At 68.4% G+C, this 26,295-nt stretch carries 25 protein-coding genes; 5 read left to right on the forward strand and 20 right to left on the reverse strand.

Annotated features, from left to right (window positions below; all coding sequences use genetic code 11):
* Positions 1-163: 163 nt before the first annotated feature.
* Positions 164-1,300: an FAD-dependent monooxygenase gene (locus AC07UK_RS09840; protein ID WP_436223894.1), complete on the forward strand. Its 1,137-nt coding sequence runs from the start codon at positions 164-166 to the stop codon at positions 1,298-1,300.
* A gap of 69 nt (positions 1,301-1,369) precedes the next feature.
* Positions 1,370-2,209, forward strand: a complete 840-nt coding sequence (locus AC07UK_RS09845; RefSeq protein ID WP_436223895.1) for an IclR family transcriptional regulator — start codon at positions 1,370-1,372, stop codon at positions 2,207-2,209.
* Here the strand turns inward: AC07UK_RS09845 and AC07UK_RS09850 are convergent.
* From AC07UK_RS09850 to AC07UK_RS09880, 7 genes are all read right to left on the reverse strand, one after another.
* A complete protein-coding gene (locus tag AC07UK_RS09850) occupies positions 2,196-3,212 on the reverse strand; it encodes a Bug family tripartite tricarboxylate transporter substrate binding protein (protein ID WP_436223896.1) in 1,017 nt (338 codons plus the stop codon). The genes AC07UK_RS09845 and AC07UK_RS09850 overlap by 14 nt on opposite strands.
* A 38-nt stretch (positions 3,213-3,250) precedes the next feature.
* Entirely contained in the window at positions 3,251-4,102 is an 852-nt protein-coding gene (locus AC07UK_RS09855) for an IclR family transcriptional regulator (protein ID WP_114131200.1), read from the reverse strand.
* Between the two features lie 102 nt (positions 4,103-4,204).
* A complete protein-coding gene (locus AC07UK_RS09860; RefSeq protein ID WP_436223897.1) occupies positions 4,205-4,945 on the reverse strand; it encodes an SRPBCC family protein in 741 nt (246 codons plus the stop codon).
* Complete coding sequence (locus tag AC07UK_RS09865) at positions 4,935-5,411, reverse strand: (2Fe-2S)-binding protein (protein WP_436223898.1); 477 nt, start codon at positions 5,409-5,411, stop codon at positions 4,935-4,937. The genes AC07UK_RS09860 and AC07UK_RS09865 overlap by 11 nt, the downstream gene beginning before the upstream one ends.
* Positions 5,412-5,420: 9 nt before the next feature.
* Positions 5,421-6,287 (reverse strand): FAD binding domain-containing protein, encoded by an 867-nt coding sequence (locus tag AC07UK_RS09870; protein ID WP_436223899.1) that lies wholly within the window; start codon positions 6,285-6,287, stop codon positions 5,421-5,423.
* Complete coding sequence (locus AC07UK_RS09875; protein WP_436223900.1) at positions 6,280-8,571, reverse strand: xanthine dehydrogenase family protein molybdopterin-binding subunit; 2,292 nt, start codon at positions 8,569-8,571, stop codon at positions 6,280-6,282. Before AC07UK_RS09875 ends, AC07UK_RS09870 begins: the two co-directional genes overlap by 8 nt.
* A 49-nt stretch (positions 8,572-8,620) precedes the next feature.
* Positions 8,621-9,613, reverse strand: coding sequence for a tripartite tricarboxylate transporter substrate binding protein (locus AC07UK_RS09880; RefSeq protein WP_494685644.1), 993 nt, complete (start codon positions 9,611-9,613; stop codon positions 8,621-8,623).
* A 321-nt stretch (positions 9,614-9,934) separates the two neighbouring features.
* Here AC07UK_RS09880 and AC07UK_RS09885 point away from each other — a divergent pair, with 321 nt between their 5' ends.
* Positions 9,935-10,453, forward strand: coding sequence for a MarR family winged helix-turn-helix transcriptional regulator (locus tag AC07UK_RS09885; RefSeq protein ID WP_436223902.1), 519 nt, complete (start codon positions 9,935-9,937; stop codon positions 10,451-10,453).
* A gap of 61 nt (positions 10,454-10,514) precedes the next feature.
* On the opposite strand, the gene AC07UK_RS09890 is transcribed toward AC07UK_RS09885, so the two are convergent.
* The 13 genes from AC07UK_RS09890 to AC07UK_RS09950 form a co-directional block, all read right to left on the reverse strand.
* Positions 10,515-11,933: an MFS transporter gene (locus AC07UK_RS09890; protein ID WP_436225325.1), complete on the reverse strand. Its 1,419-nt coding sequence runs from the start codon at positions 11,931-11,933 to the stop codon at positions 10,515-10,517.
* A 238-nt stretch (positions 11,934-12,171) separates the two neighbouring features.
* The gene (locus AC07UK_RS09895; RefSeq protein ID WP_436223903.1) at positions 12,172-13,128 is read right to left on the reverse strand and encodes a PDR/VanB family oxidoreductase; all 957 of its coding nucleotides are present in this window, start codon (positions 13,126-13,128) and stop codon (positions 12,172-12,174) included.
* 26 nt (positions 13,129-13,154) lie between these two features.
* Positions 13,155-14,129, reverse strand: a complete 975-nt coding sequence (locus tag AC07UK_RS09900; RefSeq protein WP_436223904.1) for a VOC family protein — start codon at positions 14,127-14,129, stop codon at positions 13,155-13,157.
* 23 nt (positions 14,130-14,152) lie between these two features.
* Positions 14,153-15,631 carry an aldehyde dehydrogenase gene (locus tag AC07UK_RS09905; RefSeq protein WP_436223905.1) on the reverse strand — a complete coding sequence of 493 codons (1,479 nt, stop codon included), beginning with the start codon at positions 15,629-15,631 and terminating at the stop codon, positions 14,153-14,155.
* A 40-nt stretch (positions 15,632-15,671) separates the two neighbouring features.
* Complete coding sequence (locus AC07UK_RS09910) at positions 15,672-16,472, reverse strand: aspartate dehydrogenase (RefSeq protein WP_013952368.1); 801 nt, start codon at positions 16,470-16,472, stop codon at positions 15,672-15,674.
* Between the two features lie 12 nt (positions 16,473-16,484).
* Positions 16,485-18,200 carry a thiamine pyrophosphate-binding protein gene (locus AC07UK_RS09915; RefSeq protein WP_436223906.1) on the reverse strand — a complete coding sequence of 572 codons (1,716 nt, stop codon included), beginning with the start codon at positions 18,198-18,200 and terminating at the stop codon, positions 16,485-16,487.
* Positions 18,193-18,996, reverse strand: coding sequence for an SDR family oxidoreductase (locus tag AC07UK_RS09920; RefSeq protein WP_436223907.1), 804 nt, complete (start codon positions 18,994-18,996; stop codon positions 18,193-18,195). Before AC07UK_RS09920 ends, AC07UK_RS09915 begins: the two co-directional genes overlap by 8 nt.
* Positions 18,997-19,001: 5 nt before the next feature.
* Positions 19,002-19,856, reverse strand: a complete 855-nt coding sequence (locus AC07UK_RS09925; protein ID WP_436223908.1) for an IclR family transcriptional regulator — start codon at positions 19,854-19,856, stop codon at positions 19,002-19,004.
* A gap of 38 nt (positions 19,857-19,894) precedes the next feature.
* Entirely contained in the window at positions 19,895-20,431 is a 537-nt protein-coding gene (locus AC07UK_RS09930; protein ID WP_013952364.1) for a cupin domain-containing protein, read from the reverse strand.
* A gap of 34 nt (positions 20,432-20,465) precedes the next feature.
* Entirely contained in the window at positions 20,466-21,239 is a 774-nt protein-coding gene (locus tag AC07UK_RS09935; protein ID WP_010811687.1) for an SDR family oxidoreductase, read from the reverse strand.
* Entirely contained in the window at positions 21,232-22,293 is a 1,062-nt protein-coding gene (locus AC07UK_RS09940; RefSeq protein ID WP_436223909.1) for an aromatic ring-hydroxylating dioxygenase subunit alpha, read from the reverse strand. Before AC07UK_RS09940 ends, AC07UK_RS09935 begins: the two co-directional genes overlap by 8 nt.
* 40 nt (positions 22,294-22,333) lie before the next feature.
* The gene (locus AC07UK_RS09945; protein ID WP_010811689.1) at positions 22,334-22,639 is read right to left on the reverse strand and encodes a recombinase-like helix-turn-helix domain-containing protein; all 306 of its coding nucleotides are present in this window, start codon (positions 22,637-22,639) and stop codon (positions 22,334-22,336) included.
* A gap of 252 nt (positions 22,640-22,891) precedes the next feature.
* On the reverse strand, positions 22,892-23,776 hold the full coding sequence (locus tag AC07UK_RS09950; RefSeq protein WP_436223910.1) for an alpha/beta fold hydrolase: 885 nt from the start codon (positions 23,774-23,776) through the stop codon (positions 22,892-22,894).
* Positions 23,777-24,090: 314 nt separating this feature from the next.
* Between AC07UK_RS09950 and AC07UK_RS09955 the strand changes: the two genes are divergently transcribed.
* Positions 24,091-25,185 (forward strand): porin, encoded by a 1,095-nt coding sequence (locus AC07UK_RS09955; RefSeq protein WP_436223911.1) that lies wholly within the window; start codon positions 24,091-24,093, stop codon positions 25,183-25,185.
* Positions 25,186-25,297: 112 nt separating this feature from the next.
* The gene (locus AC07UK_RS09960; protein WP_013952358.1) at positions 25,298-26,290 is read left to right on the forward strand and encodes a Bug family tripartite tricarboxylate transporter substrate binding protein; all 993 of its coding nucleotides are present in this window, start codon (positions 25,298-25,300) and stop codon (positions 26,288-26,290) included.
* Positions 26,291-26,295 lie beyond the last annotated feature (5 nt).

Raw genomic sequence — 26,295 nt, forward strand, 5'->3', positions numbered from 1 at the left:
AGCCACAAGCCAACCGCATTCCCCCAACCCCACCCCCACCAAAAGCTGAAAGCCATCCCTCCTAGGGGTTCACCCTTAATTGACGGATCACCCCTCACACTAATATATTTTTATGAACATATAGTACATTTTTGAACACAAATCTAGCCAGCAGGCAGACAAAATGCCCCTCAAGATCGGAATCAACGGCGCCGGCATCGGCGGCCTCGCCGCAGCCATCGCACTGCGCAAGCTCGGCATGAACGCAATCGTCTACGAACAAGCCCCCCGCTTCGCCCGCGTAGGCGCCGACATCAACCTGACCCCCAACGCCGTGCGCGCCCTCGACGGGCTAGGCATCGGCGACACCCTGCGTGAAACCGCCGCACGCCCCAGCCACCGCATCAGCCGCATGTGGGACACCGGCGAAGAAACTTCCCGCCTGCCGATGCAGGAAGACGCCGAGCGCCGCTATGGCGCCCCGCAGCTGACCATGCACCGCGCCGACCTGATGACCGCACTGGAGGCAGCAGTGCCGGCCGAATGCGTGCGCCTTGGCCACAAGGCCGTGGCCATCGAGCCGCATGCCGATGGCGCCACGCTGCGCTTCGCCAATGGCGCGGAGGAGCGCGTCGATGTGCTGGTCGGCGCCGACGGCATCCACTCGACCGTGCGCACCGCCCTGTTCGGCCAGGAAAGCCCGATCTTCACCGGCGTGGTGGCCTACCGCGCGGTCGTTCCGGCCGAGCGCCTAGCCGGCGTGCCCAACCTGGGCGCCTTCACCAAATGGTGGGGCCCGGAGGCCGCCACGCAGATCGTCACCTTCCCGCTCAACCGCGGCCGCGACATCTTTATCTTCGCCACCGTCGCGCAGGAAGCCTGGCGCCATGAGTCCTGGACCACGCCGGGCCGCGTGCAAGACCTGCGCAGCGCCTATGCGGGCTTCCACCCCGAGGCGCGCGCACTGCTGGATGCCTGCGACGAGGTGCTGATCTCCGCGCTGTACGTGCGCGACCCGCTGCCGGCATGGTCCGCCGGTCCGGTCACGCTGATGGGCGACGCCTGCCACCCGATGATGCCGTTCATGGCGCAAGGCGCCGGCATGGCGATTGAAGACGGCGTGGTGCTGGCGCGCTGCCTTGCCGATGCCGCAACCGGCGGTGCCGCTGGCGTGCCCGCCGCGCTGGCGCGCTACCAGGCCGCGCGCCACGAACGCACCAGCCGCATCCAGATCGGCTCGCGCAGCAATGCCTGGCTGAAGGAAGGCGGCAATGCCGACTGGGTGTACGATTACGACGCCTGGAACGTCGCCCTCGGCTGAGGCCGCGGCAATCGTTTCCGCCAGCACGGCCGCCTGCGCGGCCGTTTTCCGTTGACAGCAGACACCACCATGCCCAAGTCCCGCCCACAGCCTGACCTTGCCGACGATGGCGATACTGAGGACGCCCGCGAAGCCCAGCTGGTCTCGCCGGTGATCCGCGGCCTGCGCCTGCTGCGCTTCATCGCCGAGGGCGGCGCCACCGCCAACCTGAGCGAGGTGGGTCGGCGCATCGACGTGAACCGCGTCACCGTGATGCGGCTGCTGGACACACTGGAGCATGAGGGCATGGTGGAACGCCTGCCGCAAGGCGGACACCAGGTCGGCTTCAACTTCCTGAAGCTGGCCTCGCGCGTGCTGGCCAGCAATGACCTGACCAGCTTTGCCGCACGCGTGCTGGCCCGGCTGAGCGCATCGCTGCAGCTGTCGGCCTACCTGGCCGTGCGCGATGGCGGCGATGCGCTCTACCTGCTGCGGCAGATGCCCGCGGCGTCGCTGGTCAGCAATATCCAGGTGGGCAGCCGCGTCGCCGCGCACCTGACCACGCCGGGGCGGATGCTGATTGCCGAGCTGCCGCCGGAGACGCTGCGCGAGCTGCTGGGGCCCGATCCGCTGCCGACGGTCACCGGCCAGAGCCCGGCCACCCACGCGCGGCTGGCCGATATCCTTGCCGCCGACCGCGAACGCGGCTGCGCCTGGAGCTTCTCCGCCTATGAACCGGGCATCGATTCCTGCGCGGCACCGGTGCGCGGCGCCGACGGCGACGTGATCGCCGCCATCAGCGTGGCGGGACCGCAGCAGCGCTTTGAAGCCGATGGCGCGCTGCGCGAGCGCGTGGAGAAGGAAGTCAGGCAGGCGGCACGCGACCTGTCGGGCCTGTTGGGGTACCGCTCCACCGCTACTCGGCGGTAATCCCGTACGCCTTGATCAGCTTCGCCCACGCCGCGGTTTCCTCGCGGATGCGGGCCTCGAGCGCCTGCGGCGTGCTGCCCACCGGCTCCATGCCCTGGCGCTGCAGCTCGGCGCGCACCGCGGGCGTGGCCAGCAGCGCGCGCACGTCGGCACTGAGCGCATCGGCCGCCGGCTGCGGCGTGGCCTTGGGCACCAGCAGCGCATACCAGGAACTGACGTCGATGCCGGGCACGCCCTGCTCGGCCAGCGACGGCACGTTCGGCGCGGCCGGCGAGCGCCTGGGCTGCGTCACCGCCAGCGCGCGCAGCGCGCCGGACTGGATAAACGGCGCCAGCGTCGGCCACGTGCCGAACAGCGCCGGCACCTGCCCGCCCACCACGTCGTTGAGCGCCTGCGTGGTGCCTTTGTAGGGCACGTGCAGCAGCGTGATGCCGGCCTTGTTGCGGAACAGTTCGCCGGCCAGGTGCAGGCCGCTGCCGACACCCGGGCTGGCGTAGCTCAGCGGCTTGCCGGACTTCTCTGCCTGCTGTGCCAGCCTGACCAGGTCCTGCACGGAATTCGCTTTCACTGACGGATGCACCGCCAGCACGTTGGGCGAGCCCGCCAGCAGCGACACCGGCCGGAAATCACGCTCGACGTTGTAGCTCAGCGCCGGCATCAGCGTCGGGTTGATGGTCAGGTTGCCGGCCGGGGCCACCAGCAGCGTGCAGCCGTCGCCCGGTGCGCGCCGCACCGTGTCAATGCCGATATTGCCGTTGGCGCCAGGCTTGTTATCGACCACGAACGGCGTGCCGCGCCGCTGCTGCAGCCCGTGCGCCAGCGTGCGCGCGAGCTGGTCGGCCGGGCCGCCGGCGGGGAACGGCACCACGATGCGCACATTGGCGCAGCCGGCGGCTTGCACCGCCTGCCACGGCACGCACGCCGCCAGCGCAGCGGCCAGCGCCGTGCCGGCCAGCCATTGCCGCCGGCGCGACGGCCTGTTGTTTGTCTTGCGTTGCTGCATATTGCTTCCCATCGGATGGCAGGCGGCGCGCGTCGCCGTCACGCGAACGGCTTCGGCACCTCCGGCCGGTAGTCGAGCAGGCGCGACAGCTCGGCCGCCGCCCGCCTGACCTGTTCCACCACGTTGTCGAGCTGTTCCGGATCGATGCGCGAGGCCGGGATGGTCGCGCCCAGCGCCGCCACCACCTTGCCGCTGCGGTCGCGCACCGGCGCCGCGATGGTGGAGATGCTGGCCTCGAAGAACCCTTCATGCAGCACATAGCCGCGCTGTCGGTCGCGCTGGACCATGTCGTACAGCTCTTCTACGGTGCGCGGGGTGCTTTCGGAATACACCTCCAGGCGCTCCTCCGGATACAGCGCGCGCAACTCCGCCAGCGACAGATCCTCCAGCAGCACGCGCCCCAGCACGGTGGCATGCGCCGGCAGCCGTGTGCCGACATTGACCGTGCTGGCAAACGGGCGCGAGGCCACCGACTTGGCCACATAGACGATGGAGCGCCCGTCGCGCACCACCAGGTTGCACGGATAGTGGATCTCGTCGCGCAGCCGGTCCAGCAGCGGGCGGCCCAGCTCGGTCAGCTCCAGCGAGGCCAGGTAGTCAAAGCCCAGCCGCAGCACCGCCATGCCCAGGCGGAACTCGCGCCCGCCGTCGGTGCGCTCGACGAAGCCCATCATTTCCAGCGTGGCCAGCAGCCGGAACACGGTCGAACGCGGCACCTTGAGCCGGCGCGCCAGCTCGGCCGCCGACAAGGTGCGCTCACGGCTGCTGAATTCGGCCAGCAGCCGCAGGCCGCGCTCCAGCCCCGGCACGATGTACTTGTCCTGGGCGCTCTCCTGGGCGCCCTCCTGGCCGCTTTCCTGCGTGTCTTCCTGCGGCGAATCGGTCGTCATGGTCTGTCTCTGCAATATTCGGTCTTGGCGTAACGCTCTCATATATCACGCCTGCACCCCGTAGGGTACCCGTATTGCCGGCAGACCCCGCCCTGGGCCTGCCTATGCCCCCGGGCGCAGGTAGTCGCGCAGCCAGGCCGCGCATTGCTCGCCCTGGGCGGCGGGCCAGCGCACCACGATGGTCTCGTCGCGGCGGCGCAGCTCGACGCAGATGTCTGACAGCGGCCCGCGCGCGGCCTCGCCACGCCCGAACAGCCGCGAGAAAAGCCCGCCGGCGGCGGGTGCGGGCGGCGCGGACCGCGTCGGCAGCACCGCATGGCCGTTGACCGCCGCGGCCGATACCACCGGTGCCGCAGGTGCGGACTTCGCCGCCGGCTCGGGAGCTGCCTGCGCCCCCTGCGGCGACAGCCGTGCCAGCAGGTTGGCGCCGAACTCGTCCCACATGCGGTCGGCCTTGGTCTTCATCACGCTCAGGCCGAAAGTGCCCAGCCGGCCCAGCACGTCCACCTGCACCCTGATGCGCAGCTGCGTGCCGCCATCGTCCAGCGCGGTCAGGAAGAGCTCGCTCGACTGGCGCAGCGAGCTGGCCACCGAGGCATCCTCGCCGGTGCCCTCGGTGCGCAGGTAATGCGGCGCGCGCGTCTCGACGATCTTCGTATGCAGCCGGAAGCGCGCGTTGATGAAGGCGATCTTGACCGCCATATGGGCGATGTACTCGACATCGCTCAGCACTTCGATCGATTCCATTCCGGGCACGCAGGCGCCCATCACGTTGGGGTCGAGCAGCAGTTCCCACACGCGCGCCGGCGGCGCCGCGGTGACCAGGGTCTTTTCAATTTCCACGCATTTTCTCCGCGGCGGACAGGACCGATTCAACGATGCCGACATAGCCCGTGCAGCGGCACAGGTTGCCGTTCAGGCCGTGGCGGACTTCGTCTTCGGTCGGGTTGGGGTTGTTGGCAAGCAGTGCGCACGAGGCCATCAGGAAGCCCGGGGTGCAATAGCCGCATTGCAAGCCGCCGTTGTCCATGAAGCACTGCTGCAGCGGATGCAGCTGGCCGTCGGCGGCCAGCCCCTCCACGGTCATCACATCGCGCCCGCGCGCCTGCACGGCGAGCATCAGGCAGGACTTGACCACCTCGCCGTCGACCAGCACGGAGCAGGCGCCGCAGATGCCGGTCTCGCAGCCGCGCTTGGTGCCGGTCAGGTTCAGGTCGTCGCGCAGCAGGTCGGACAGCAGGCGCCGCGCCGGCACCTCCACCTGGTGTTCTTCGCCGTTGACGGTGAGTTCGATGCTGACTTGGTTCATGAGGGCTCCTTACTCCGATGCCACGCCGAACAGCTCGGCGATGGTGCGGCGCGCGACTACCCGCACCATCTCGCGCCGGTAGCTTTCGGACCCGCGCATGTCCGAGACTGCATTGATATCCGAGGCGACAATGGCGGCCGCTTCCTCGGCCAGTTCCGCGGTGACGGCCGTGCCGGCGAGCAGCGCTTCGGCGCGGCGCAGCCGGGCCGGAATCGGCGTGGACGCGCCCACCGCCAGGCGGGCCTCGACGCAGAACGCGCCCTCGCGCCGCACCGCCAGCGCCACGCTGGCGAGCGGCCGGTGCTCGGCTGCGGTGCGCAGGAAGCGCGCATAGCGGCCATCGGCGCCTGCACCCGGCGCCGGCACGCGGATCTGCGTGACGATCTCGTCGGGCGCCAGCGCCGTGACGTAGTAGTCGACGAGGAAGTCCTCGATATCGATCTCGCGCTCGCCGCCGCGGCCGCTGACCACGATCCGCGCGCCCAGCGCCATCAGGCAGCCCGGCGGATCGGTGGCGGGGTCGGCATAGCAGAGGTTGCCGCCGATGGTGCCCTGGTTGCGCACCTGCGGGTTGGCCACGCGCGAGGCCATGCCGGCCAGCATCGGGTAGTGCGCCTGCACCAGCGGCGAGCGCGCCACCTCGGCATGCAAAGTCAGCGCGCCGATGCGCAGGCCCTCGCGCGCATCGAAGGTGATGCCGCGCAGCGCATCGAGCCGGCCCAGCGAGACCAGGTGGCCAGGCGTCAGCATGCGCTGGCGCATGCCGAGCATCAGCGCGGTGCCGCCGGCAAGGATGCGGCAACTGTCGCCCAGCTCGGCCAGCATCTGGCTGGCCTCGGCCACGGTAGCCGGCTCAAGGAATGCAAAGTCACGCATGGGCGGCCTCCTTCTGCTTCAGTTCGCGCAGGCCAGCCAGCACCTTCTCCGGCGTGATCGGCAGCGACTGGATGCGCACGCCCACGGCGTCGAACACGGCATTGGCGATCGCCGCCGCGCCCGGCAGGATCGCGGTTTCGCTGGCGCCCTTGGCGCCATAGGGGCCGTTGGGATCGTTCGATTCCACCACGTCGGTGCGCAGCATCGGCACCGCGTCGGCGGTAGGCATGGTGTAGTCGGCAAAGTTGCCGTTCATCAGGCGGCCATCCTCGTATTGCAGGTTCTCGTACAGGGTCCAGCCGATCGCCTGCACGGTCGCGCCGTGGGTCTGGCCGTGCACGGCGAGCGGGTTGATGGCCTTGCCGCAGTCGTCGGCGACAAAGCTGTCGATCACGGTGACCTGGCCGGTGCCGGTGTCGACTTCCACTTCCACCGCCTGTGCCGCGAAGGAGTGCGCGGGCGCGACGTTGCCGTAGTAGTCGGCGTCATGCATCACCGTGGGCGCGTCATAGGTGGCGCGCACATGGATGCCCTCGCCGCCGTGGCGGAAGATATGCAGCCGCGCGATCTCCGCCAGCGTGGCGGACTTGTCGGGCTGGCCCGGCGCGGCGATGCGGCCATCGGCAATCTCCAGTTGTTCCGCGTCCACGCCGAGCTTCTCCGCCGCGAGTGCCAGCAGTTTCTGGCGCGCCTCGCGCGCAGCGCGCAGCACGGCGTTGCCGGCGATGATGGTCACGCGCGACGCCAGCGAGCCCAGGCAGAATGGCGCGGTATCGGTGTCGGGCGCCATCACGGTCACGTGCGACAGCGGGACGCCCAGTTCCTGCGCGCAGATCTGGCTGAGCATGGTGTTGGCGCCCTGCCCCATGTCGCACTCGCTGGTCTGCAGCATCGCGCGCCCGTCCTCGTTGACCTTGAGCAGGATGGTCGAGCCGTCCCAGTTGCCCAGCGTGCGGTTGCCGCTGACGTGCATGGCCGCGGCAATGCCCACGCCGCGCCGGCGCGTGCCGGTGCCGCGCGGGGCGGCGCGCTTCTCGTCCCAGCCGATGGCCTTGCGGGTCATGTCCAGGCACTCGGCCATGCCGGTGCTGCTGATCTTCCAGCCATGCACGCTGGTCTCGCCGGCGCCGATCGCGTTGCGCTTGTGCACCTCCACCGGGTCCATGCCGACCATGCCGGCCAGCACGGTCAGGTGGCAGTTCAGCGGAAACTGCATCTGCTGCCCGCCAAAGCCGCGGAAGGCGCCGCGCGGCGGGTTGTTGGTATAGGCCATCACCGCATGCGAGCGCACGTTCTGCACGCGGTGCATGTTGTCGCTACGCATGGCGGTGACATGCATCACATCGCCGGCAAGCCCGGAGTAGGCGCCGCATTCGGCCGTGATGCGCACATCCTTGGCCAGGATCACCCCGTCCGCCGACAGCCCCATGCGCAGCCACACTTTCATCGGCACGCTGGCGCGCGCGCCATGGAAGTCTTCCAGCCGGTTGTTGACCAGCCGCACCGGGCGCTCCAGCCGGCTGGCCAGGAAGGCGCAGATCAGGCTGTTGTTCTCCTCGACGATCTTGGCGCCGAAGCCGCCGCCGGTGGTGGCCTGCACCACGCGGATGGTCGAGACCGGCCGGTCCAGCGCCTCGGCCAGCCGCGCGCGCGCGAGGAACACGGACTGGGTCGAGGCCCACAGCGTGAGCCGCCCGTTGCCGTCCTGCGCCGCCACCGAGGCCATCGGCTCCAGGTAGCCCGGGTACTGCGAGTGCATGTCGTAGGTGGCCTCATACACCGCGGCGCAGGCTTCGAACGCGGCATCCACATCGCCCCGCACGATGTGCATCTCGTGGCCGATATTGCGCGTGCCGGCATGGATCTCAGGTGCGCCATCGGCCAGCGCCGCTGCGGGCGTCAGCAGCGCGGGCAGCGCCTCGTACTCGATGCGGACCAGGTCCAGCGCGTCGCGCGCGATTTCCTCGCTGACCGCCACCACCGCGGCCACTTCCTCGCCGACGTGGCGCACCACGCCGCAGGCCAGGATGCGCTGCTCCTTGCGGTGCGGGCCCCAGTTGCGGGTGGGCACATCCTGCCCGGTCACCACCAGTTTGACGCCGGGCAGCGCCTTCGCCGCGGAGGTGTCGATGCGCACGATGCGCGCGTGCGGGTGCGGGCTGCGCATCACCTTGGCGTGCAGCATGCCGGGCAACTTGATGTCGCCGGCATACTGCGCGCGCCCCATGACCTTTTCCCGCGCGGTCACCTGCGGCGTGGAGCTTCCCACGATGGCCTTGCTCATGCCGGCCTCCTGCTTGTCTGGTTGCATGAATGCGATGCGGTGCCCTGCGTCATTCCGCCGTGATCGCGAGGTCGCGGATCACCTTGCCCAGCCGCTCGTAGTCGGCCGCGTTGACCTTTTCCAGCGCGGCCGGGGCGCCGCCCACCGGGCTGGCGCCGAAGGTGGCCATCTTCTCGGTCACGTCGGGCAGGCGCAGCACGTCGTTGAGCTGCTGGTTCAGCACCTTGACCACCTCGGGCGGCGTGCCCTTGGGCGCCATCACGCCATGCCAGGCGCCGACCACTACGTCCTTGTAGCCAAGCTCGGCCAGCGTCGGCACGTTGGGCAGCAGCGGCGAGCGCTTTGCGTCCGTGATCGCCAGCGGGATCAGCCGGCCGGTGTTGATGTACTGTGCCACCGGGCCCAGCGTGACGTAGGCAAAGTTCACGTGCCCCGCCACCACGTCGTTGACCGCCGGCGCCACGCCCTTGTACGGTACGTGCTGGATCTTCACGCCCGCGGCGCGGTTCAGCATCTCGCCGGCGATATGCATCGGTGAACCCGCGCCCGGGCTGCCATAGGTCAGCGTCTTCCCGCCCCTGGCCGCGGCAATCATCTCGCCGACGGTCTTGATGCCCGCCTGCGGGTTGGCCACCAGCAGCACCGCCTGCACCGCGGTCTGGATCACGGGGGTGAAGCCGTGCAGCGGGTCATAGCTGGCCGACGGCGCCAGCCTGAGCACCATCGGCGTCAGCGTGAAAGGGTTGGGCGTGTACAGCAGCGTGTAGCCGTCCGCCGGCGCGCGGCTGACGAAGCTGGCGCCGACCACGCCGCCGGCGCCGGGGCGGTTCTCGACAATGACCGGCTGCTTCAGGCGCGCCGACAGTTTGTCGGCATAGAGCCGGGCCATGGCGTCGGTGTCGCCGCCGGGCGGATAGGCCACGACCATGGTCACGGTCTTGGCCGGATACGCGGCGGTGGCCAGCGCGCTGCCCGCGGCAAGCGCGAGCGCGGCCATGGCAGTGGCGGCAAGGAAAAGGCGGCGGGGGCGTTCGTGTCTCATCAACAGCTCCTGTGGGGGCGCGTTCGCGGTTGGAGTGGGCTGTTGTGCGCACCGCGAAAACAGCGTTGGCTTGGTTACAACACTTTCGGTTGTTTTATTAGTAAAACGTACGTTCACATCAGGAACATGAGTAATCCTAGGTCGTAAATATTGACAACTCAACTTACGTTAAACCCCAATTGACATTACTGACCTTATTGAAATCTCTTTCATGGCGTGAAAGCGACACCCCGTGGCGGAATTGGCGAGCGCCTGTGAGACAATCGGGCCCGCCAACCGGCCCGAACTCGGCGGCCGGCAAACCCTGACCAAGAGGAACGCATGCCCCGTGACGCCGCGCCCGCCAACGGCCAGCCCGCGCCAGAGACCGACAACACCAGCCCGTGGACCGACCTCGACGAGGCCGGCAGCGGCCTGACCGTCGACAATTTCCTGACCACGATGCTGAGCCAGCTGGTCACCGCGCTGCGCAGCACGGTGACCAAGCCCTATGCGGAACAGTTCGGCCTGACCGTGCCGGAGTGGCGCATCCTGGCGCTGCTGGCGCACGCGCGCGAGCTGCCGTTTGCCGAATTGGTGATGCAGTCGACCTCGGACAAGGCGCTGGTGAGCCGCACGCTGCGGCTGTTGGAGGATCGGGGATTGGTGCGGCTGACCTCAGCCGGCAACACGCCGCGCAAGAAGCTGATCTGCGCGATCAGCGAAGCCGGCGCCGCGCTGCACGACCAGGTGATGCCGCTGGCGCGGCGGGGGCAGGCGCAGGTAATCCGGCAGTTGTCGCCGGAGGAGCGGGAGGCGGTTTACCAGGGGCTGCGCAAGCTGTTGCGCACGCAGGAATAGGAAAAAGGGCCGCACCGGATTGCGGAGCGGCCCTAAGGGTACGGGACGAGCACGCGCCCGTTCAGACCTCCAGTTCTTCCAACACCTTCCCCTTGGTCTCGATGCCAAGGAAATGCACGGTAACAGCCGCCAGTGCCGGCACCACAGACAGCGCGAAGAAGGCAACGCTTAGGTCACCACTGCCGATGGTGCTGGCAATCAGCCCCGGCGCGAAGATCGCCGCCAGCTTGAGCCACGCCCCACCCAGCCCACACCCCATCGCCCGCACGCTGGTCGGATACAGCTCCGGCGTATAGACATAGGCGGTGATGAAGCCGCTGGCCAGGAACCCCATCGCCAGCGCGCAGAGGGTCGCGACCACATACACGTTCGACGCGTGGAACACCCCCGCCAGCACCAGCGACAGCGCGCACAGCAGGAACGACACATTGATCACCGGCTTGCGCCCGACCTTGTCGACGATCATCGCGCACACCAGCGAACCGACCACGCCCAGCACCGAGGCGCCGGCGGCGAGGTTCAGCGCCAGTTGCAGCGGCGCGTGGTAGACGGTCTTGTAGACCGTCGGCAGCCACGTCGACAGCCCATACTGGATAAAGCCGCAGGTTGCCCACAGCATCCACACCGCCAGCGTGCGGCCGATATAGGGCCTGCTGACCAGGTCGCGCACGCGCCGGCGCGGGTGCTGGGCCATGCGTTCGTAGGCGCTGGTGTCGCCCAGCGGCGGCAGCGGCGTCCTGGCGCGCGCCTCGAAGGCCCGCAGCGCGGCGTCGGCCTCTTCCAGCCGGCCTTTCTCGGCCAGCCAGCGCGGCGATTCCGGGATCACGCGGCGCAGGATGAAGAACAGCACCAGCGGCACGCCGCCGATGAAGTACATCACCTCCCAGCCGTAGTGCGGCACCAGCCAGGCGCCGATGCCGTTGGACACCATCAGCCCGATCGGGAACACCACTTCGTACAGCAGCACGAAGCGCCCGCGCCCATGGGCGCGCGTGACCTCGTTGATATAGGTGGCCGCCACCGGCAGCTCGCCGCCCAGGCCCAGGCCCTGTACGATGCGCAGCAGCGCGAAGATCTCGAACGACGGGGCAAAGCCGCAGGCCAGGCTCATCAGCCCGATGATGCCCGCGCTCCAGCCGATCGAGCGCAGCCGGCCGAAGCGCTCGGCCAGCCCCGGGAACAGCAGCGCGCCAACCAACTGGCCGACCGACGGCGCCGCGATCAGGAAGCCGATCTGGCCCGGCGTGAGCGACCACTGCGCGATCAGCAGCGGCAGCGTGGCGGCAATGGCGATGACGTCGAAGCCATCGAAGAAGGTGGCCAGGCCGATCAGCAACCGGGCGCGGATATGCATGGCGTTGCCCGGCATGCGCTCGATGCGGGCAACGATATTGCCGCGCGTGAGCGGGCCGCTGCGGGCCGCCGCCGCGCTCTGGCCGGCGCTGTCAGCCGTAGTCACGATACCTGCGGTGGCGGCCACCGGTGCGCCGGGGGACGCTGCGTCTTGTCTCTGGGTCAGCACGGGATTTCTCGGTTTGATTCTGGGGCGGCCCGGCATGCGGGAGGTTTGCTCCCCTCTCCCACATGCGGGAGAGGGGCCGGGGGTGAGGGGCGGCGGTTCTGGCGGCGTGGTGCCTTGCCAAACCACCCCTCACCCTGCCCTCTCCCCATGAGGGGAGAGGGGAACACCATCGGTGTCCAAAGGCTGTGCGGCAGGATTACAGGTCGAGCACCAGCTTGCTGCCCTTGCACCCCGACACGCACACCATCATGGTCTTGTTGCTGGCGCGCTCGCTGCTGCTGAGCACGCTGTCGCGATGGTCGGGGCAGCCTTCCAGCACCGCGGTCTCGCACGAGCCGCACACGCCTTCGCGGCAGCTGTAGTCCATCTGCACGCCGGCATCGAGCAGCGCGTCCAGCAGCGACTTGCCGGAGGGCACCTTGACGGTGGTGCCGGTGCGCGACAGCGACACGGTGTACTCGCCCTCCTGCACCGCCTCGGTCGAGGGGTCGGCGGCAAAGCGCTCGATGTGCACGTTCGGGTAGCCATGCGCTTCGCAGGCCGCCTCGAACGCCTTCAGCATCGGGCCGGGGCCGCAGCAGTAGAAGTGCGTCTGCGCGTCCTGGCCGGCCAGCATCGCGTTCAGGTCCGGCGGCACGCCGGCCTCGTCGTCGAAGTGAAAGCGCACGGCATCGCCATGGGCCGACAGCTGTTCGACAAATGCGGCCTCGGCACGCGAACGGGCGCAGTAGATCAGCGTGAACGACTTGCCCAGCTCGGCCAGCCGGCGCGCCATGCACACGATCGGCGTGACGCCGATGCCGCCGGCGACCAGCACTGTGTGCGCGGCGCTTTCGTCCAGCGCGAAGTTGTTGCGCGGCGCCCCCACGGTCAGCGTGGCGCCCACGCGCAGCTGCTCATGCACGTAGCGCGAACCGCCGCGGCTGCCGCGGTCCAGCAGCACGCCCACGGTATAGCGCTGGCGCGCTTCGGGCGCGCCGCACAGCGAGTAGCTGCGCACCAGGCCGTTGCCCAGGTGCAGGTCGATATGGGCGCCCGGGCTGTACTCGGGCAGGGTCTTCGCTTCGGGATCTTGCAGTTCGATGCTGACCACGCCACGCGCTTCATAGCGCATGGCGTGGACGCGCAGGGTCAGGGACTGGTGGGCACTCATTGCTGCTTCCTTCGATTGCTGCTGACTTACCGCTTCTCGGTCAGGAACTTGCCTGCCGGTCCGCCCGCGTTCTTCTGGCGGCGGGTGTTGCCGTCGATGCCGCCCTCGATCGCCCATTCGGCGAACATGGTCGGGCCCGGCTCGAAAGCGCGCGGCTCCCAGTGTTCGTCCAGCTGGTCTTCGTCGGCGTAGTACTCGATCAGGCCGCCGGCCGGGTTCTTGAAGTACCAGAAGTAGGCCGACGAGATCGGGTGCCGGCCCGGGCCGAGCTGCGTATCCCAGCCCTTGCGCGAGACATGCATGCCGCCACCAAAGACTTCATGGATGTCGCGCACGGTGAAGGCGACGTGGTTCAGGCCGCTCTTCGGTTCCGGCAGCTGCAGCAGGAACAGGTCGTGGTGGCCGCCCTCGGGCGTGCAGCGCAGGAAGGCGCCGCGGTCCGGATAGCGGTCCGACGGCACGAAGCCGAACTTCTCGACATAGAAGCGCTCCGTGGCCTTGACGTCCTTGACGAAGAACACCACGTGGCCCACCTCGATCGGGGTGGCGTGGTCGTAGATCGGGCTGCGCTGGTTCAGGCGCGGCTTGTCGTTCCACGTGTTCATCAGTGCGCATTCGACCTGCACGTCATGCTTGCGCGTGACCTGGAAACGCACGGCCAGGCCGTTCGGGTCGGTGCAGCCGATGCGCAACGTATCACCCTCGCCTTGCTTCACGAAGCCCGGTGCGTCGGCGATCGCGTCCGCGAGATGGTCGAGCGATGCCTGCGAGTCCACGCCCCACACCACTTCGCGCAGCGTCGGGCCGGCTTCGATCGCGGGCGGCAGCGTGGCGTCGTCGATGCGGCGCACCAGCACGCGGCAGCCGTTGAGCGTTTCGAAATCCAGGCCCTGCGCGTCGTCGCGCTTGATGGCCAGGCCCCAGTCGGTGAAAAAGCCACGGCAGGCGTCAAAGTCATCCGCGCCGTAGACGATCTCGTCGATCCCCAATACCTTGATCATTGCTTCTCTCCAGCCTGCCGGGTTCAGTGGTTGGCCCACGGCAGCGGTTGTTCGTTCAGGCCCCAGTACACGCTTTTCTGCTCCATGTACTGCAGGATGCCAAGCCGTCCCTTCTCGCGGCCCAGGCCGCTGTCGCGCCAGCCGCCGAACGGCGTCGCGATCGAGAACTGCTTGTAGGTGTTGATCCACACATTGCCCGCCTGCACGGCCCGTGCCACGCGCCAGGCGCGCTTGTAGTCGCGCGTCCAGATGCCGGCGGCGAGCGCATAGACGCTGTCGTTGGCCTGCGCGATCAGGTCGTCCTCGTCGTCGAACGGGATCGCCACCAGCACCGGCCCGAAAATCTCTTCCTGGCAGATGCGCGCGTTGTTATCCAGCCCTTCGATGATGGTCGGCGTGTAGAAATAGCCGTTGGGCAGGCCGGCCACGTCGGGACGCAGGCCGCCGGTGCGCAGCTGGCCGCCCTCTTCCACGCCTGCGGCGACGTAAGACTCGATGCTGTCGCGATGGCGGTCGGTGATCAGCGGGCCCATCTGGGTACGCTCGTCGGCGGGGTCGCCCACGCGCAGGTGTGCGGCGCCGGCGGCCAGGCGGTCGATAAAGGCTTCGTACTGCGAGCGCGCCACAAACAGGCGCGAGCCGGCGATGCACGACTCGCCCGACGAGCTGAAGATGCCGTACAGCACGCCGTTGACCGCGTGGTCCAGGTCGGCATCGTCGAACACCATGGTCGGCGACTTGCCGCCCAGCTCCAGCGACACCGGCATCATCTTGTCGGCGGCGATATGGGCGATGTGCTTGCCGGTGGTGGTGCCGCCGGTGAACGACACGCGGCGCACCAGCGGATGCTTGGTGATGGCGTCGCCGATGACCGAGCCCTTGCCCGGCAGCACGCTGACCAGGCCCTTGGGCACACCTGCCTCTTCGCAGATGCGCGCCAGTTCCAGCGCCATCAGCGGGGTGACTTCGGCGGGCTTGACCACCACGGCGTTGCCCGCGGCCAGCGCCGGCGCCATCTTCTGCGCCTCGCTGGCGATCGGCGAGTTCCACGGCGTGATCGCCGCAACCACGCCCATGGGCTCGTACACGCTCATGGTCAGGCAGTCGCCGCGCTGCGGCGTGATGGTTTCTTCCAGCGTCTCGCAGGCGGCGGCAAAAAACTGGAAGGTGCCGGCGGCACTGGCCACCAGGGCGCGCGTCTCGCTGATCGGCTTGCCGTTGTCCAGGCGCTGGCGCTGGGCCAGTTGCTCGCCCTTGGCGCGGATCAGCTCGGCCACGCGGTACAACACGGCGGCGCGCTCATGCGGCTTGCGCTGGGCCCAGCCGCTGGTGAGAAAAGCCTGGTGGGCGCCCTGCACGGCTTCTTCCACGTCCGCCAGGCTGGCGGCGTTGAGTTCGGCCACCACTTCGCCGGTGGCCGGGTAGCGCGTGCCGTAGCGGTCGCCGGTCCCCAGGCGCCATTCGCCCGCGATGCAGATGGGGAGTACTTCTTGCGTCTTCATTGTCGTTGCCTGCTAAGTCTGTGGGGCGTGGCTGCCGGGACTAGATCGATACCGCGTGCGCGCGGTTGCCCAGTGCGCGCACCACGCTGAACACGGTCAGCGCGGAAGTCTTGGGGTTGGCCGCGAGCGGCTTGCCTCGCATGGTCAGTTCGAAGCCGCCGAAGGCGCCGCGCGCCTCCACGTGATGTACGTTCTCCACCGCATGCGGGTCGGCCAGCAGCTTGACCGAGGTGCGGTCCAGGCCAAGGCCGGCCAGCGACACCGTCGCGGCCACGTTGGCGTTCTTGGGATACAGGCGCGCCGCGTCACGGGCCGTGCCTTCGAAGATCACGGTCGCCTCGGTCAGCGCATTCAGGTCGAAGAGCTGCTCGGCCGGCGTGCCGGCCCAGGCGCGAGCCGGCTTGCGGCCGGTGTAGATGACTTCGTCCAGGCCGCCGACACGCGCTGCAGCCAGCGCATCGATGGCCCCGATCGCACCCGACAACAGCTGCACCTGCGTGCCGCCGCGGCGCGCGGCCGCTTCCAGCCGCTCGGCCATGCCGGGCTCGGACAGCGCGCCCACCGACACCACCATGCACGGGATGCCGCGTTCCAGCGCCGGCACGATGTGCTCTTCCAGCGCATGGTGGCCGGCGCACTCGACCAGCAGGTCGGGACGCTGGTCGTCCAGGTGCGTCGCCACGCGGGCCCCCGGCGCCAGCGCGCAGACCGCGTCGCGGGCCTCGTCCATCGTGTGCTCCGGCACGATCACCACGTCGAACACCACGTCAGGATCGCTCTTGAGCAATTCCATCACGCCGCGGCCGATCGCGCCGCAGCCAACCATGGACACATGCAGCATCTCCGGTCTCCCTCAGGCGGTGACAGTGGTTTGTTCGCGCGCCGGCTCTTCGTTGTCCTTGTTCACCGGGGGGCCGGCAAAGATGGTCTTGAAGGAACCGATCGACAGCATGTCGATCTCCAGCAGGAACGGGCCCGACTCGGCCGTGGCCGCTTCCAGCGCGGTGCCGACCTCGGCCAGGTTGCTCACGCGGGCATGGCGCAGCGACAGCGACTTTGCCAGCGTGGCGTAGTCCGGCGTATGCAGGTCCACGTAGTGGCGGCGGCCGCCGTACTGCGCGTCCTGGATGTTCTTGATCACGCCGTAGCCCTTGTCGTTCATCAGCACGATCACCATGTCGGCGCGTTCCTGCACCGCGGTGGCCAGTTCGCCCAGGTTCAGGATAAAGCCGCCGTCGCCGGCCAGCGTGAAGGTCTTCTTGCCCGAAGCGGTCGCCGCAGCACCGATCGCGGCGCCGATGCCCATGGCCAGGCCCTGGCCGATGCCGCCACCCAGCGCGTGCACGCCGGCACGCGAATCGAAAATGCGCAGATGGCGGTTGCCCCAGGTGCTGTTCGACACGGTCACGTCACGCACCCAGTTGAAGCTGCGGCCGACCGCGCCCTGCAGCGCCTGCACCAGCGCCGAGTACGGGCCCAGGCCGTCGACCAGGCTGTTGACGGCGGTGTCGTGGGCGCGGCGCAGGTCGGCGGCGAAGGCCGGGTCGATCTGCATGCGCTTTTCAAGCCGATCCGCCAGGGCGTCCAGCGCCAGCGCGGCGTCGCCGCTGACAAAGTAGTCGCTCAGGTAGCAGCGGCCTTCGGCGGCCGGGTCGGCGTCGATGCGCAGCAGCGGGCGCGGCAGCTTCAGCTCGTACTTCAGGGTTTCATTGCCGCGCAGGCGCGAACCCACCACCAGCATCGCATCGCAGGTCTGGTAGAAGTTTTCGACCGGCTTGTGCAGGTTGTAGGCGCCAAGCGTTCGGGGATCGTCTTCCGGCACAATGCCGCGGCCCTGCGTGCTGGTGACCACGCCGAAGCCCAGGTCCAGCAGGCGCTGCACCTCCTTGCTGGCGTGGCGCGCACCGCCGCCCAGCCACAGCAGCGGGCGCTTGGCCTTGACCAGGCGCTCGGCCAGCGCGTCCAGCGCATGCGCCGACGGTACGTGCTGCGGCACCGGCAGCGGCTGCAGGTCGGCCGGCATATCGATCAGCGCGGCCTGGATGTCGATGGGGATCTCCACGCTGACCGGGCCGGTCGGCGCCGTCAGCGCGGTCTGCACGGCCAGCTTGATGGTGCTGATGGCGGTGTCGGCGCTGCGGATGCGGAAGGCGGCCTTGGACACGGCTTTCAGCATGGTGAGCTGGTCCGGGGCTTCGTGGATGTAGGCGAGGCTCTGGTCCAGGTACGGCGTTTCGATCTGGCCGGTGATGTGCAGCATCGGCGTGCCGGCGGTCAGCGCTTCGACCATGGCGCCGGCGGCGTTGCCCGCGGCGGTGCCGGTGCTGGTCAGGCATACGCCCAGGCCGCCGGTGGTGCGGGCATAGGCGTCGGCCATATTGGTGCCGCCCGCTTCGCCGCGCGCCGGCACGAAGCGGATCTTGCCGCGCTCGCCCATGGCATCGAGGATCGGCATGTTGTGGATCGAGATCACGCCGAAGGCGGCCTTGACGCCGCACTGCTCGAGAAACGCCGTGATGGCGCAGCCAACGGTGACCTGCTGTTGTTCGTACTGGTGTTGATTAGGCATGACGGGAGTGTCCTCCGGAGATATCGATATGGCTGCCCGTGGTGTACGAAGACAACGGCGAGGCAAGGAACAGGATGGCGCGGGCTGCCTCGACCGGCAGGCCCAGGCGGCCAAGGGGAATATGTTTCTGCTGGGCCAGGCGCGCGGTCCATGCGGCCCAGTCCAGGTTGCGGTCTGCTTCGGGGCGCGCCTCGAAGCGGCGGCGCCACTGGCCCGATTCGACCAGCCCGATCAGGATGCCGTTGACGCGGACGCCCTTGGGCGCAAACTCGGTGGCTATCGAGCGCACCAGGTTGAGCACGCCGGCACGCGCGGCGGAGGTGGCCACCATGTGCGGCTCCGGCTGCTGCGCCAGCAGCGAGTTGACGCAGACGATGGCGCCCTGGCCTGACTTCTCCAGTTGCGGCAGGAAGGCGCGCGTCGGGTGGATCACGGAGAAGAACTTGAGCTGCAGCTCTTCCATCCAGGCAGCGTCTTCGGTGTTGGCAAAGGTCGACACCCGACCCTGGCCGGCATTGTTGACCAGCATGTCGACGTTGCCCAGCGTGGCCTGCACGCTGGCGGCAAAGGCGGCGACCTGTTCAGGCTTGAGCACGTCGCAGGTGGCGGCATAGAGCCGGCACCCGGGGAATTTCTCGCGCAACTGCGCCTCGGCGCTGCGCAGGCGGTTCTCGTCGCGGCCGCACATGGCCACGGCGGCGCCCGCTTCGAGCAGCAGCTCGACGGTCGCCAGCCCGATGCCGGAGGACCCGCCGGTAACGACGGCAACCTTGCCGCCGAGTTCAATCATGGACATTGTCCTCACTCCCGATACAGATTCAACACCTTGGCGCCGCTGGTGTGCAGCGACGGGCGGTAGTCGAGCAGGCGCGACAGCTCGCCCGCGGTATCCCTGACCTTCTCCACCATCGCATCCAGCTGCGCCGGATCGATATGCGCGGCGGGGATGGTGGCGCCCAGCGCCGCCACCACCTTGCCGGTACGGTCGCGCACCGGCGCGGCAATGGTCGAAATGCTGGCTTCGAAGAAGCCTTCCTGCAGCACGTAGCCGCGCTCGCGGTCGCGCTGGACGATCTCGTGCAGCTCGTCGACAGTGCGCGGCGTGCTCTCGGAGAACACCGCAAGCTGCGTTTCCGGGTACAGCGTGCGCAGCTCCGCCAGCGACAGGTCTTCCAGCAGCACGCGCCCCAGCACCGTGGCATGCGCGGGCAGGCGCGTGCCGACGTTGACCGAGCTTGCAAACGGCCGCGGCGACACCGCCTTGGCCACGTAGACGATCGAACGCCCGTCGCGCACCACCAGGTTGCTGGGGTAGCCGATCTCGTCGCGCAGCCGCTCCAGCAGCGGGCGGCCCAGTTCGGTCAGCTCCAGCGACGCCAGGTATTCAAACCCCAGGCGCAGCACGGCCATGCCCAGCCGGAAATCCCGGCCGCCATCGGCGCGTTCCACAAAGCCCAGCATTTCCAGCGTGGCCAGCAGGCGGAACACGGTCGAGCGCGGCACCTTCAGACGGCGCGCCAGTTCCGCTGCCGACATGGTGCGGTCCTTGCTGCTGAACTCGCTCAGCAGGCGCAGGCCGCGCTCCAGGCCCGGGACGATGTACTTGTCCGGGGTCTCGTTGGCGGCGGGCGTGGCGGGGATGGGGTTGCTGCTCATGGCTTCGGTGGATGCGTGCTGACGGACGTTCGCCGGCATCAACGCTTGATCTTCGTCAGCGGATGCTCGGGCGGGTAGGTCGGCGTGATCGGCTTCTTGGCACCCAGCATCACGCACATCAGCGCGTCTTCCTCGCCGATGTTGATTTCCTCGCGGTAGACGCCAGGGGGCACCGAGACCAGGTCACGGTCAGTCAGGATGGTCTCGAAGCGCTCGCCGTCCTTTTCCAGGATCAGCTTGACCTTGCCGCGCAGGATGAAGAACACCTCTTCCACGTCGGTGTGGATATGCGACGGGCCTTCATGGCCGGCCGGGATGATCATCGTGGAGAAGGTGAAATGCTCGCTCGGCACGGTGTTGGTGTCGGCGGCCACGCCGGTGCCGCCGGTGCCCAGGTAGCGCATCTGCGCGCGGCGGTACTTGGGGTCGTAGTCGGCCTGGAACTTGAGCGCGTCCCAGTCGTACTTGCGCGTGGAGAAGCGCGCCACGCGGCTTTCCATCCACTGGTCGAACGAGGCGTCTTCCGGCTGGTCCCAGGAACGCTTGATGTTTTGTGGTTGAGAAAGATCGCTCATTTGGATTCCTTCTGTTTTCAGTGGATCGGTTGGTTCAATGCATGACAAAGCCGCCGTTGACCGCCAGCGTCTGGCCGGTCACGAAACGGGCGAGGTCGGACAGTGCAAACAGCACCGCGCCGCAAACATCGTCGGGCAGTTGCTCGCGCGTGATCGCGCGCTGCTCGCGGTACAGGTCGTGCCGGTGCTGCGGCACGTATTCGGTGGCTTCCACCAGCGTCAGGCCCGGGGCCACGGCGTTCACCGTGATCTGGTCCTTGCCTAGTTCACGCGCCAGCGAACGGGTCATGCCGATGATGGCGCTCTTGCTCGCCACATAGGCCAGCAGGTTGGGCGCGCCCCACAGCGGCGTGTCCGAAGCCAGGTTGACGATGGCGCCGCGGCCGCTGGCGCGCAGCGCCGGCAGGCAGGCGGTGGTCATCAGCCAGGTGCCGCGCACGTTGACGTTCATCACGCGGTCCCAGGTGGCGATGTCGATGGCGGCGGCGTCACGGCCGCCGGAATCCGTCACGGCGGCGTTGTTGACCAGGCCGTCGAGCCCGCCCAGCGCCTTGACCGCGGCCTCGGCGCAAGCCTGCACCGAGGCCGGATCGGACAGGTCCAGCGTGACCGGCACCACCTTCAGGCCGCGGGCGCGCAGGGCGTCGGCTTCCTGCTGCAGGCGCTCGGCCAGGATGTCGGCCATGGCCACGGTGGCGCCGGCTTCGGCCAGCGCCTTGACGAAGGCCAGGCCCAGTCCGCGCGCGGCGCCGGTGACCAGCACCTTGCGCCCGGCCAGCAAGGTGTTGTTGGTGTTTGCCTCAGGCATGGCTGGCGGCTCCGGCGGGTTGCAGCATGGCGACGGGCTCGTCGGCCACTTCCTGCTCGGCGCGGCGCTTGAGCAGGCGGCGCACGCGGGTGATGCCGGCGTCGTGCTGGTACAGCATCTCGTGGTCGCGCGCGTTCGGGGCCATCATTTCCAGCACCACGCGGTCCTGCTCCAGCACGTCCCAGTGCAGCTGCTCCAGGCGGTTGCGATACAGGAAGCGCCACACGTCGCGCTCCCAGCCCTGCACGTGGCGGGTACGCCAAAAGAACACCATGCAGTGGTCTTCATCCACCGGCGTGGCCATGCCGACGATGCCGAACGGGCCGCCCGGGCCGACACTGGCGCGGTACGGAATCGCCAGGCGCAGCCACAGCGTGCCGGTCTCGCCGAATTCGACCCAGTCGAAATTGACGCCGCGCTGGCCGGTCTTCTCGAACACCAGGCCGTGCTCGGTCTCGCGCACCTGCATCACGGCGGACTTCTCGCCGCTGGCCATCGAGTGCGACACCGCATGCAGGTAGGCGCCGTGCATCGGGTCCATCACGTTGTCGATGGCGTAGCGGTAGTTGCAGTTCCAGTGCGCCACGCACAGGAAGTTGCTGTGCTCGTCGCTGACCAACTCTTCCGGCAGGCGCAGTTCGTCGGGGCTGCCCTCGCCTTGCGGGGCCTGGTCGCCGAACCACAGGAAGATGGCGCCGGCCTTCTCCTGCACCGGGTAGCTGCGCACGCAGGTGCGGCCTTCCAGCGGGCAGCTTTCCACCGCCGGCACGCTCTTGACCTGGCCGTCGCCGCCCACCTCGACGCCGTGGTACCAGCAGGCAACGCGGTCGCCCAGGTTCCAGCCCATCGACAGGCGCGCGCCGCGGTGCGGGCAGCGGTCTTCCAGGGCGTGGACCTGGCCTTCGCCGTCGCGCCACAGCACGATGTTCTGGCTCAGGCGGGTAATGCCGATCGGGGCATGGGACACCGCCCACGAGGCGGCGACCGGGTACCAGTAGTTGCGCAGGCCGGTGTTCAGGCGGGCTTCGGTGCGGGCTTGCTTGTTCGATTCCATGGTTTTCTCGCTTCGAGGCTGGACTTGGACTGGGGCGGGCTCAGGCACCCAGCCGGCGCATTTCGGACAGGAAGCGCTCTTCGGTCCAGGGCTGGCCGTCCACGCCCAGGAAACCGGCGTCGTTGAAGGCGCGCACGATGTCCTGCGGGTTCTGCGCGCCGCCTTCGAACGCGGCTTCGAGGGCATCGCCCAGCGCGTTCTCATAGGCGGTCGGTGCGGCGGCGCGGGTCTGCCAGACGATGTTGGCGACCTTGCCGGGTTGCTCGATATGGCCCTTGCCTGCCACGTTGTTCGGCGCCGGACGCTCCCAGGGCACCAGGTTCGGGTTGTACGAGAGGCTTTCCATTGCGCTTTGCTCCATGTCTTGCAGCGGGGGGGACCGTGTTCCGCGTGCCGCGTCGACCGGTCTTGCGATCGCCTGGCTACGTTTTACTAATGAAACACTGGTTTAGATATTGAACACAGGTACGACTATAGACAACGCGGCCGCAAAAATTGACTGGGGTTAACCCGCGATCAGCACTACGAAATCTGGAAGGGGTGGCGCAAGGTGCGCGCCACCACGTGGGATGCGGCGGCAGGCGCCGCCGCGGTGGCTTCAGGTGACGTCGTCCAGCACCGAGCGGATCAGCCGCGCGGTGGCGGCGGCCTGGTCGATATAGCAGGCATGGCCGGCATCGGGGATCAGCGAGAACGGCAGGCCGAAGCGTTCGGCCAGCGTGCCGCAGGCGGGCGGCGTGGTGACGACATCGCGGCTGCCGCAGGCGATCTGCGTGGGCAGTGCCTCCGGGCGCCGCGCCAGGTAGGCGTGGATGTCATCGCCGCACAGCATCGCCACCGCCTGCCGGTAGCCGTCCGGGTTCAGCCGCTGCATGTTCCAGCGCACCCATGCCTGGGCGCCGGGGTCGGCCTCCTCGCTCAGCAGCCGGGCCGGGCCGCGTTGCGCCAGCCCGTCCACACCAAGGGACTCCAGCGCCTCCAGCCGTTGGCGCGCAACCTCCCTTGCCTGGGCTTCCCTCCCCGCGCCGCCGTAGCCTTGCGCCACGCTGAGCAACAGCAGGCGCGCGGGCAGCTGGCGTGCGTTGGCGACATAGGCCGCCGCCATCAGCGCGCCCAGCGAATGCCCGACGATCAGCGCCGGCTGCACGCCCAGCGCCTGCAGCAGTCCGTCCAGCCGCTGCGCGTAGTCAGACGCCAATGGCCGCGCCTGCGCCAGCGGCGACGAATCGCCGTAGCCCGGTGCATCCCAGGCGATCACCCGCGCGTGCGCGGCCAGCAGGCTCGCGCACGGCAGCCACGACGCCGCGCCGGAACTGATGCCGTGCAGCAGCACGACCGCCGGGCCCGTGCCCCCGCCGCAGCGGTAGGCCACGCGCTCGCCGCCCGCGCCCACCTGTACCACGCGCTGGGCAAACCCGCTGTCGAGGGCTTCCAGCAACTGCCGGTCTGGCTCGGCTGGCTTGCGAGGCTGATTTTGTTCCATATATAAAACTTAGGTTTGGTAATAAAACTTTTGAAGCATAGGCGTGTCGGGGCGCAACCGGGATGAGGGTTAACGATAAAAAGGTTGAAAACCTCCGCGCAGAGCCGGTGTTAGCCGTCGTGGCGCTGCCTCACTAGGGATAACCCTCCTCACATCTTGTGGAAACTCGCAGCTATATTTTGCCTGACGTTTCTTATGTTGTTTGATGTTTCATATATAAAACACAAAAGAGACCGAAACAGCATTCGCGGCCGCCATCCGTAGTGGCAGCGGACAACAAGACGACAAAACGGAAAACGGAAGGAAACTGGTAGATGAAACTTGCACGAATCGCCGCAGGCCTGGCCGCGGCTTTCCCCCTGCTGGCCTCGGCACAATCCTCGGTCACCCTGTACGGGGTCATCGACACGGGCGTCGAGTATGTGAGCAATGTCGGCGCCAACGGCAACGGCCTGGTGCGCATGCCCAACCTGACCGCCACCGTGCCCTCGCGCTGGGGCATCCGCGGCACCGAAGACCTGGGCGGCGGCCTGAAGAGCATCTTCGTGCTGGAGTCGGGCTTCTCGCCGGATTCGGGCACCTCCAACCAGGGCGGCCGCCTGTTCGGGCGCCAGGCGCTGGTCGGGCTGACCAACCAGTACGGGACGCTGTCGTTCGGCCGCCAGTACACCATGCTGTTCTGGGCCACGCTCGACAGCGATGTCCTGGGGCCCAACGTGTACGGCTCGGGCTCGCTCGACAGCTACCTGCCCAATACGCGCGCCGACAACGCGGTGTCGTACAAGGCCAATTTCAACGGCTTCGTGGTGGGCGCCACCTACAGCTTCGGGCGCGACGCGGTCAACGCCGGCCCCAGCCCCTCGGGCACCAACTGCGCCGGCGAGAACGCCGCCGACAAGAAGGCGTGCCGCGAGTGGTCGGCAATGCTTGGCTACGACAACAAGACCTGGGGCGTCACCGCCGCGTATGACTCGCAGCGCGGCGGCCCGGGCGCCTTCGGCGGCCTGACCAACAGCAACCTGACCGACGACCGCCTGTCGCTGGGCGGCTACATGCTGTTCCAGCGCGCCAAGATCGGCGCCGGCTGGATCCGCCGCGACAACGAGGGCAGCCGCACGCCGATCAGCGACCTGTACTACGCCGGCGCGTCCTACGACATCACCCCCGCGGTCAACCTGGCGGGCCAGGTCTACTTCCTGAACTTCCACGGCAGCGACAACCAGGCCATGCTCTATACGCTGCGCGCGATGTACAGCTTCAGCAAGCGCACCTCGGTGTACGCCACCGCCGGCTTTATCAACAACGGCGGCCAGCTGGCCATGTCGGTCAGCGGCGGCTCGCCTGGCTCTAACCCGCGCCCGGGCGAGAACCAGTGGGGCTCGATGATCGGCATCAAGCACGTTTTCTGATTTTCTCCGCGCCCCCCGGCGGTACCGTCCGGCGCATGCAACGCGCCGGACGCCAACACAGCCATTGGCCCCGGCCCGTCCGGGCGCCACGTCTTACAGAGGTCTGCACATCATGAAGTCCGTACGCCGCAAAGTACTCGCCACGCTGGCCGCCGCGACCGCCCTGGTCGCTGCCACCGGCGGCACCGCCCTGGCCCAGGGTGCGTACCCGAACAAGCCCATCACCATCGTTGTGGCCTACCCGGCCGGCGGCGACGTCGACGTGCTGGCGCGCATGTTCGCCGAAAAGCTCGCCCCGCGCCTGAAGCAGTCGGTGGTGGTGGAAAACCGCACCGGCGCCGCCGGCACCATCGGCAGCGCCTACGTGGCCCGGGCCAACCCGGACGGCTACACGCTGCTGCTGGCCCCCAACACCGTCGCCATCGCGCCGCTGGTGCTCAAGGCTGGCGCCGGCGCCAGCTATGACGTGCAGCACGACTTCACGCCGATCAGCCAGATCGGCACGCAGTCGCTGTTCGTGGTCGTCAACAAGGGCACCGGCATCACCAAGGTCAGCGACCTGGTGGCGCGCGCCAAGGCCGGCAAGGTGGAAACCTATGCCACGCCCGGCAATGGCTCGCCGATGCACATCATGGGCGAACTGTTCAACAAGTCCGCCGGCATCAAGATCAGCCAGGTGCCCTACCGCGGCCTGGCCCCTGCCATCGTCGACGTGATCGGCGGACAGGTGCCGGTGACCTACATCACCTACGGCGCGATCTCGCAGTACGTCGGCAACGGCAGCCTGGTGCCGCTGGCGGTGGCGGACCAGAAGCGCTCGCCGTTCGCGCCCAACGTGCCGACGCTGGCCGAGCTGGGCTACAAGGACGTGGAGATCGGCGCCTGGCAGGCCCTGCTCGGGCCCAAGGGCATGCCGGCCGACCTGGTGCGCACGCTCAACACGCACGTCAATGAGATCCTGAAGATGCCCGACGTGGTGGCGCGCATGGCCACCATCGCGGTCACGCCTTCGGGCGGCGAGCCGGCGGTGCTGTCGAAGCTGATCGCCGCCGACACGGCCCGCTATACCAAGGTGGTCAAGGAGTTCGGCATCCAGGCCGACTGACTTCG

The organism is Cupriavidus sp. GW821-FHT07C08, from assembly GCF_059419025.1.

What these genes read in the sequence shown, in the direction of transcription:
- AC07UK_RS09840 (WP_436223894.1), top strand. Translation starts at nt 164, where the DNA reads ATGCCCCTCAAGATCGGAATCAACGGCGCCGGCATCGGCGGCCTCGCC.
- AC07UK_RS09845 (WP_436223895.1), top strand. Translation starts at nt 1,370, where the DNA reads ATGCCCAAGTCCCGCCCACAGCCTGACCTTGCCGACGATGGCGATACT.
- AC07UK_RS09850 (WP_436223896.1), bottom strand. Translation starts at nt 3,212, where the DNA reads ATGCAGCAACGCAAGACAAACAACAGGCCGTCGCGCCGGCGGCAATGG.
- AC07UK_RS09855 (WP_114131200.1), bottom strand. Translation starts at nt 4,102, where the DNA reads ATGACGACCGATTCGCCGCAGGAAGACACGCAGGAAAGCGGCCAGGAG.
- AC07UK_RS09865 (WP_436223898.1), bottom strand. Translation starts at nt 5,411, where the DNA reads ATGAACCAAGTCAGCATCGAACTCACCGTCAACGGCGAAGAACACCAG.
- AC07UK_RS09870 (WP_436223899.1), bottom strand. Translation starts at nt 6,287, where the DNA reads ATGCGTGACTTTGCATTCCTTGAGCCGGCTACCGTGGCCGAGGCCAGC.
- AC07UK_RS09875 (WP_436223900.1), bottom strand. Translation starts at nt 8,571, where the DNA reads ATGAGCAAGGCCATCGTGGGAAGCTCCACGCCGCAGGTGACCGCGCGG.
- AC07UK_RS09880 (WP_494685644.1), bottom strand. Translation starts at nt 9,613, where the DNA reads ATGAGACACGAACGCCCCCGCCGCCTTTTCCTTGCCGCCACTGCCATG.
- AC07UK_RS09885 (WP_436223902.1), top strand. Translation starts at nt 9,935, where the DNA reads ATGCCCCGTGACGCCGCGCCCGCCAACGGCCAGCCCGCGCCAGAGACC.
- AC07UK_RS09895 (WP_436223903.1), bottom strand. Translation starts at nt 13,128, where the DNA reads ATGAGTGCCCACCAGTCCCTGACCCTGCGCGTCCACGCCATGCGCTAT.
- AC07UK_RS09900 (WP_436223904.1), bottom strand. Translation starts at nt 14,129, where the DNA reads ATGATCAAGGTATTGGGGATCGACGAGATCGTCTACGGCGCGGATGAC.
- AC07UK_RS09905 (WP_436223905.1), bottom strand. Translation starts at nt 15,631, where the DNA reads ATGAAGACGCAAGAAGTACTCCCCATCTGCATCGCGGGCGAATGGCGC.
- AC07UK_RS09910 (WP_013952368.1), bottom strand. Translation starts at nt 16,472, where the DNA reads ATGCTGCATGTGTCCATGGTTGGCTGCGGCGCGATCGGCCGCGGCGTG.
- AC07UK_RS09915 (WP_436223906.1), bottom strand. Translation starts at nt 18,200, where the DNA reads ATGCCTAATCAACACCAGTACGAACAACAGCAGGTCACCGTTGGCTGC.
- AC07UK_RS09920 (WP_436223907.1), bottom strand. Translation starts at nt 18,996, where the DNA reads ATGTCCATGATTGAACTCGGCGGCAAGGTTGCCGTCGTTACCGGCGGG.
- AC07UK_RS09925 (WP_436223908.1), bottom strand. Translation starts at nt 19,856, where the DNA reads ATGAGCAGCAACCCCATCCCCGCCACGCCCGCCGCCAACGAGACCCCG.
- AC07UK_RS09930 (WP_013952364.1), bottom strand. Translation starts at nt 20,431, where the DNA reads ATGAGCGATCTTTCTCAACCACAAAACATCAAGCGTTCCTGGGACCAG.
- AC07UK_RS09935 (WP_010811687.1), bottom strand. Translation starts at nt 21,239, where the DNA reads ATGCCTGAGGCAAACACCAACAACACCTTGCTGGCCGGGCGCAAGGTG.
- AC07UK_RS09940 (WP_436223909.1), bottom strand. Translation starts at nt 22,293, where the DNA reads ATGGAATCGAACAAGCAAGCCCGCACCGAAGCCCGCCTGAACACCGGC.
- AC07UK_RS09945 (WP_010811689.1), bottom strand. Translation starts at nt 22,639, where the DNA reads ATGGAAAGCCTCTCGTACAACCCGAACCTGGTGCCCTGGGAGCGTCCG.
- AC07UK_RS09950 (WP_436223910.1), bottom strand. Translation starts at nt 23,776, where the DNA reads ATGGAACAAAATCAGCCTCGCAAGCCAGCCGAGCCAGACCGGCAGTTG.
- AC07UK_RS09955 (WP_436223911.1), top strand. Translation starts at nt 24,091, where the DNA reads ATGAAACTTGCACGAATCGCCGCAGGCCTGGCCGCGGCTTTCCCCCTG.
- AC07UK_RS09960 (WP_013952358.1), top strand. Translation starts at nt 25,298, where the DNA reads ATGAAGTCCGTACGCCGCAAAGTACTCGCCACGCTGGCCGCCGCGACC.